The organism is Pseudomonas sp. BF-R-26, assembly GCF_019947395.1.
GTDB classification, from domain to species: Bacteria; Pseudomonadota; Gammaproteobacteria; order Pseudomonadales; family Pseudomonadaceae; genus Aquipseudomonas; species Aquipseudomonas farris.
Window position 1 is genome coordinate 85,367 of record NZ_JAGYGK010000021.1, and the last position, 6,000, is coordinate 91,366.

A 6,000-nucleotide genomic window follows, 5' to 3' on the forward strand; every position below is an offset into this window, starting at 1 on the left:
GACGTTCAGGCCAGGTCAGCTTCTTCAATCTGCCTTGTGGGCAGCGTGTATCCGGGGAAAACAGCTCGGCGGTCAGACGAGCTTGCTCAAACGTGTTGCCTGTACTCCCGATCGGGGAGATGTCTGCATCATGCAAGGGCAAATCGGAGGCGTCAACGGTTTTGTAGTGATTATTTTTGTTCACTACATATTGTCGGACAAAGTGGTTTTGGAATTAGAAAGTCGGGTGTAGCTAGCGATTGGAGGCTGTGATCTTTTAAAGCGGTAAACGGTGCACGGATAACCGTCGATCGGTAGGTGGTGCAGGCTGAATTCACCGCCCGTGAGATCAGGTATCACCTTGGCCCAGAACAGCCGCGCAGGCTGGTTGGCATCGATGTGGAAAATCTGCCATTGACCGGGGAGCCGGTTCAAGAGGGCAGAGACGACAAACCTCGCGACGCCTTGGCCACGAAAGCGTCGACTGACAAAAAAGTAGCCGATGTTGTGCTCCGCGCCGACGATATGGGTTTCGTTATCCACGGTCACGAAACCGGCAAGCTCGCCGTCGACCTTGATCAGAAACGGCCTGGTTGCCGGGTTGCGCCAGTAATCAAGCTTGGGCTGGATGTTGAAGAAGCCATGTTCTCCGAGTTTCAGCGGCAGCCATTCGCTGAAATCGTAGAGGTAGAACTGCATCAGGTTTTCGATGGTTTCCAGTTCGTCGCGCTGAGCGGCGTGCAGTTCTATTGAGGGCTGGCTTCTGATTGTCGTCATGGTCGTACCTTTTCAGAAAGCAGGGCTGTTGCCTGATGCCAATCAGTGTAGGAGCTGGCGAAGGCTGCGATCTTTTGATCTTGATCTTCCAGCGCCTTTCAAGACGCCAAAAGATCGCAGGCTGCGCCAGCTCCTACACGGACCGTGTTGGGTCGCTCAAACTCGATCAATCGGCTGCCCCGTTCCTTGTAGGAGCTGCCGAAGGCTGCGATCTTTTGATTTTGGCTTTGCTGATTGATCGGGTACAGGCAATGGCAAGATCAAAAGATCGCAGCCTTCGGCAGCTCCTACATGTCCTCTTCACGCCCTCAGCCTTTGTTTCAACTTGGTTTCGCCGCACGTTTGGTACCGGTCGAGGGCTTGCGTTTGGCCGGTTTGCGTTTGTTTTTCCACGGTGTGGCGCCGCGCCCGGCCGGGCTTGCCGGCCCGCTGATGGTCAGGTTCAGGCCGGCGCAACGGGCCACTTGCTTGCTCATCCATGCAGCCTGTTTGGTGACGAATTCTTCCAGGCTCATTTCACCGCTCTGCACCATGTCCAGGGCCTGTTCCCAGATTGCCGTGGTTCCGGGATCGGCAATCGCGCGCGGCACGGCGTCGATCAGGCTGAACGCTGCCGGCGTCGCGGCCAGGGCCTTGCCGTTCTTGATCAGGTAGCCGCGGTCCAGCAGGCCCTGGATGATCGAGGCGCGGGTGGCTTCGGTGCCAATGCCGGTGGTGTCCTTGAGCTTTTGCTTGAGCAGTGGATCTTCCACCAGTTTGGCGACGTTCTTCATCGCCTTGATCAGATCGCCTTCGGTGAACGGCTTGGGCGGTTGGGTCCAGAGGTCCTTGAGCTTCACATCGGCCACCGCGCAGTCACGCCCTTCGGCCAGTGCCGGCAGTGTTTGCGGCGCCGGTGCTTCGCGCCCCTTGGCAGGCGCGAGAGCTTCGGGCAGGGCGCGTTTCCAGCCGGGCTCGACAATCTGCTTGCCCACGGCGCGCAAGGCTTCACCGGCACAGTCGAAGTCGGCCTGAGTCCGGTCGTACTCATGGTTGGGCAGGAACTGCGCCAGATAACGCGCACGAATCAGGGTGTAGACCGCCCGTTGTTTGCCTACCAGTCGCTCGAGGTTTTTCGCCGCTGCCGTGGGGATGATGCCGTGGTGAGCGCTGACCTTGGCATCGTTCCAGGCCCGTGAGCGGCGCTGGGGCTCCAGGTGATCGTGCAAGGCGTTCAGGGCCGGGTCGGCTTGCCGAAGCGCCGTCAGAATACCCGGGGCTTCGCTGTGCTGACTCAGGGGTAGGTAGCCGCAGTCGCTACGCGGGTAGGTAATGACTTTGTGGGTTTCATACAGTGCCTGGGCGATATCGAGGGTTTCCTGAGCACCGAGCCCGAGCTTCTTCGAGCAGACTTCCTGCAACGTGCCCAGATCGAACGGCAAAGGCGCGACTTCGCGCATCCGCTCGGTGCGCAGTTTGATCACCCGCGCGCTCGCTGCACCGCCAATGGCCGCAGCCGCTTTCTGAGCCAGCGCCTGATTCAGGCAGCGGTCCTGATCGTCGCAAACGTCGGAGGCCGCACGCCATTGGGCGGTGAACGCGGTGCCGTCGTGCAGCAGTTGCACATCGATCGCCCAATAGGCGACCGGGACGAAATCGGCAATGCTGCGGTCGCGGTCCACCACCAGGCGCAAGGTTGGTGTCTGCACCCGACCGACCGGCAATACACCCTGATAGCCGGACTGACGCCCCAGCAGGGTGAACAGCCGACTCATGTTCATTCCGATCAACCAGTCGGCCCGGGAGCGCCCCAATGCCGAATGATAAAGGCTGAACGTCTCGGCCCCAGGCTTGAGCGCCGCCAGGGCCTTGCGGATCGATGCGTCGTCCAGCGCCGACAGCCACAGGCGCCGGATCGGCCCGCGATAACGGCAATGCTCCACCAGCTCCCGGGCGATCATCTCGCCCTCACGGTCGGCGTCGGTCGCAATCACCAGTTCACTGGCCTCGCCGAGCAAGCGTTTGACCGCCTTGTACTGGCTGGCCGTGCGCGGTTTGACGGTCATCTTCCACTTTTCGGGAATGATCGGCAGATCCGCCAGCACCCAGCGCTTGTAACGCGCGTCATAGGCATCCGGCGGTGCGGTTTCCAGCAGATGGCCGATGCACCAGGTCACCGTGACGCCCGTTCCCAGCCAGCAGCCGTCGCCCCGGCGCTTGGCGCCGAGCACGGCCGCGATGTCTTTGGCCTGGGAGGGTTTTTCACAGAGGTACAGCTGCATAACCACCATCATCAATCAGTGTTCGAGAGGTGCACAGAATGGCGGCTGATGAGCGATGGAGCAATCTTTATCTGTATGGATGTACAGCTTAAGCTGTTGCGCTTGATGACAGCGGTCAATCCACCACAAACAACCTGGCGCCAATGGCGGTGGATGAGCGATGCGCTTCGGCATTGTCCGCCACTTGATAGCTCATGCCCGGCGTGAGAACGAAGACTCGACCATCTTCCAGTTCGGTGTGCAGTTCTCCCTCCAGGCAAAACAGCACATGCCCCTTTGAGCACCAGTGATCGGCCAGATACCCCGGCGTGTATTCGACGATACGCGCACGAATCGCGCCGAACTGCCGGGTGCGCCACAGGGCGCTGCCAGTCTCGCCCGGGTGCTCGGTGGGTTCGATTTGCGACCAGTCGGTGGTGCCGAAGGGGATGTTGGCAATGTCCATGCTGCTCTCCTGATGGGGCGTGCTGTTTTGGGACCTCACTGTAGCCCAAGCAAGCTCCGTTCGGCTGTGAAGCAGTCGCGAGGCCGAAACATGAGGTATACCTGTCGGAGCGCGGATACAGCGCAGCAGCGACAGAGGATCCTACTCTATGAAAGCCCCCGGACCCGGTAATCCCATCGCCATCAGCCCTCAACCCGGCTGCGTGGTGGTGAAGTTCCATGGCATTCAAGTGGCGTCATCCACTCGGGCGCTGGTCATGCATGAGGCCAATTATCCTCCGGTGTACTACATCCCCCGGGAGGACATCGCCGAACAATATTTCGCCCGCACCGACCACACCAGCTATTGCCCGTACAAGGGCGATGCCAGCTATTTCAGCCTGCAAATCCCCGGGCATGAAGGCGCCAATGCGGTATGGAGTTATGAGCACCCGAAGGTGTCGGTTGCGCAGATTGGCGGGTATGTGGCGTTTTATCCTGAAGAAGTGACGTTTGAGGTGCTTGATACCTGAGGTTGTAGCAGCTGCCGAGCCGGCGAGGCTGCGTTCGGCTGCGAAGCAGTCGTGAATTCGGCTAGCGCGGTCTGCCTGACGTACCGCAATCTTTGGTTTTACGACTGCTTCGCAGCCTCGCTGGGGCTCGACAGCTGCTACAGCCGAACGCAGGCTTCGCCAGCTGCTACAGATCGCATGACGGCTTGGCTGATTGGCGAGGAGCAAGTCTCCTCGCCACACACAAACCTCCTGCTAGCCGTCAGTTCTTGTCCAGATCCACATTCTTGGTCTCACGCAAACAGATCATTCCCACCACCAGGCTCACCCCGGTAATCACCACCGGGTACCACAGCCCATAGAAAATATCTCCGGTGTACACCACCAGGGCAAACGACACCGTCGGCAGGAAACCACCAAACCAGCCGTTGCCGATGTGGTAGGGCAGGGACATGGAGGTGTAGCGGATACGGGTCGGGAACAGTTCGACCATCAGCGCCGCCAGCGGGCCGTAGCACATGGCGGAGATGATGATCAGCGCGACGATCAGCGCCACGATCATCGGTTTGTTGATCAGCTGGGTGTCGGCTTGCGACGGATAGCCGGCCAGGGTCACCGCGCCGCGCAGGGCCGCTTCGTCGTAACCATCGATTTTCACCTCGCCGATGCTGATCTGCACGGCGCTGCCGGCCGGAGCCGCTTCGCTGTTGTAGGGCAGGCCTTGTTTGACCAGGAAGGTTTTGACCTTGTCGCACGGGCTATCAAATTTAGCCTTGCCGACCGGGTCGAACTGGAAGGTGCAGGTGGCCGGGTCGGCCAGCACGGTGATCGGTGCCTGGCGGCTGGCCTGGTCGATGGCCGGGTTGGCGTAATGAGCCAGGGTCTTGAAGATCGGGAAGTACAGTGCGGTGGCCAGCAACAGGCCAATCATCAGCACTGGTTTGCGCCCGACCTTGTCCGACAGCCAGCCAAAAAAGATGAAGAACGGTGCGCCAATGATCACGCTGACGATCAGCAGACTGTTGGCCAGGGCCGGGTCCATTTTCAGGAATTGGGTGAGGAAGAACAGCACATAGAACTGCGCCGCGTAGAAGGTCACCGCTTGCCCGGCGTTGATGCTGAACAGCGCAATCAGCACCACTTTAAGGTTGTCCCATTTGCCGAAGGAATCGCGCAGCGGCGACTTGCAGAGCTTGCCTTCCTCTTTCATTTTCACGAACGCAGGCGACTCATGCAGGCTCAGGCGAATCCAGGTCGAGATGCCCAGCAGCACGATCGAAAACAGAAACGGAATGCGCCAGCCCCAGACTTCGAACTGGTCACCGGTGAAGTGGCGGCAGCCGAGCACCACCAGCAGCGACAGCAGCAAGCCGAGGGTGGCGGTGGACTGAATCCAGCTGGTGTGGAAACCGCGTTTGCCCATCGGCGCGTGTTCGGCGACGTAAGTGGCAGCGCCGCCATACTCACCGCCCAGCGCCAGACCCTGAAGCATGCGCAGCACCACGAGGATGATCGGCGCGGCAATGCCGATACTCGCGTAAGTCGGCAGCAAGCCGACGCAGAACGTCGCCAGGCCCATGAGGACGATGGTCGCGAGGAAGGTGTATTTGCGCCCGATCATGTCCCCCAACCGTCCGAACACCAGCGCACCGAACGGCCGCACGATGAAGCCGGCGGCGAAGGCCATTAGCGCAAAGATGAACGCCGTGGTGTCGTTGACCCCGGCGAAGAATTGTTTGCTGATGACCGCCGCGAGGGCGCCGTAGAGGAAAAAGTCGTACCACTCGAACACCGTCCCGAGGGACGAGGCGAAGATGACTTTCTGGGTTTCCTGACTGGTGCCGGCGCTGCGGATGGCTTCCAGGGGCTGAACATGTTCTGACATATCGGTATCCCTCACAGTGATTGTTTTTGTTGTTCCACTGGTGTTGCGTGTTCCTTGCAGGGGTAATGCTCGATGTCCGTGAATCTAATGCAATCCCTGTGGGAGCGGGCTTGCCCGCGATGGCGGTGGTTCAGTCAACAGTGATGTTGAATGTCACACCGCC

The 6,000-nt window shown here is 60.0% G+C and carries 5 protein-coding genes; 1 reads left to right on the forward strand and 4 read right to left on the reverse strand.

Going from position 1 to position 6,000, the window contains the following annotated elements; all coding sequences use genetic code 11:
* Positions 1–183: 183 nt before the first annotated feature.
* The 3 genes from KGB18_RS26865 to KGB18_RS26875 form a co-directional block, all read right to left on the reverse strand.
* Positions 184–756, reverse strand: a complete 573-nt coding sequence (locus KGB18_RS26865; protein WP_223570764.1) for a GNAT family N-acetyltransferase — start codon at positions 754–756, stop codon at positions 184–186.
* A 320-nt stretch (positions 757–1,076) separates the two neighbouring features.
* Positions 1,077–3,017: a DNA topoisomerase III gene (locus KGB18_RS26870; protein ID WP_223570769.1), complete on the reverse strand. Its 1,941-nt coding sequence runs from the start codon at positions 3,015–3,017 to the stop codon at positions 1,077–1,079.
* A gap of 115 nt (positions 3,018–3,132) precedes the next feature.
* Complete coding sequence (locus KGB18_RS26875; protein WP_007907062.1) at positions 3,133–3,462, reverse strand: DHCW motif cupin fold protein; 330 nt, start codon at positions 3,460–3,462, stop codon at positions 3,133–3,135.
* Between the two features lie 148 nt (positions 3,463–3,610).
* Here KGB18_RS26875 and KGB18_RS26880 point away from each other — a divergent pair, with 148 nt between their 5' ends.
* The gene (locus tag KGB18_RS26880; protein ID WP_007907061.1) at positions 3,611–3,973 is read left to right on the forward strand and encodes a DUF427 domain-containing protein; all 363 of its coding nucleotides are present in this window, start codon (positions 3,611–3,613) and stop codon (positions 3,971–3,973) included.
* A 241-nt stretch (positions 3,974–4,214) separates the two neighbouring features.
* Here KGB18_RS26880 and KGB18_RS26885 read toward each other — a convergent pair whose 3' ends face one another.
* Entirely contained in the window at positions 4,215–5,837 is a 1,623-nt protein-coding gene (locus KGB18_RS26885) for an MFS transporter (protein ID WP_223570765.1), read from the reverse strand.
* Positions 5,838–6,000: the final 163 nt, after the last annotated feature.